1 protein-coding gene is annotated in these 574 nt (G+C 68.3%); it reads left to right on the forward strand.

Annotation, left to right across the window (positions count from 1 at the left end; all coding sequences use genetic code 11):
- Positions 1-574: dihydroxy-acid dehydratase domain-containing protein (locus ACMGDM_RS20650; protein ID WP_436806019.1), on the forward strand; the 574-nt coding region annotated here is incomplete at both ends.

The following is a 574-nucleotide window of genomic DNA, read 5'->3' on the forward strand; positions in this document are numbered from 1 at the left end:
GAGATCGACGACGCCGAGTTCATCCGGCTGGTGGCCAGCTCGGCGCCGTCGACCGGCTATTGCAACACGATGGGCACGGCGACGACGATGAACAGCCTGGCCGAGGCGCTGGGCATGTCGCTGCCCGGCTCGGCGGCGATCCCGGCGCCCTATCGCGACCGGCAGGAGGTGGCCTATCTCACCGGCAAGCGCGTGGTGGAGATGGTGGCGGAGGACCTCAAGCCCTCGGACATCCTGACCAAGGACGCCTTCCACAATGCGATCAAGGTCAATTCCGCGATCGGCGGCTCGACCAACGCGCCGATCCACCTGGCGGCGCTGGCGCGCCATGTCGGCGTCGAGCTGCCGCTCAAGGACTGGGAGACCGAGGGCCACGGCGTGCCGCTGCTGGTCAACCTGCAGCCCGCAGGCGAGTATCTCGGCGAGGATTATTACCGCGCCGGCGGCGTGCCCGCGGTGGTCAACCAGCTGATCGAACAGGGCTTGATCGCGGAAGGCGCGCTGACGGTCAACGGCCGCACAATGGGCGAGAACTGCCGCGGCGTCCAAATCGAGGACGAGGCGGTGATCCGCC

The sequence above is a fragment of the Sphingomonas larreae genome (assembly GCF_051400595.1).
In the GTDB taxonomy this organism is placed as follows: domain Bacteria; phylum Pseudomonadota; class Alphaproteobacteria; order Sphingomonadales; family Sphingomonadaceae; genus Sphingomonas.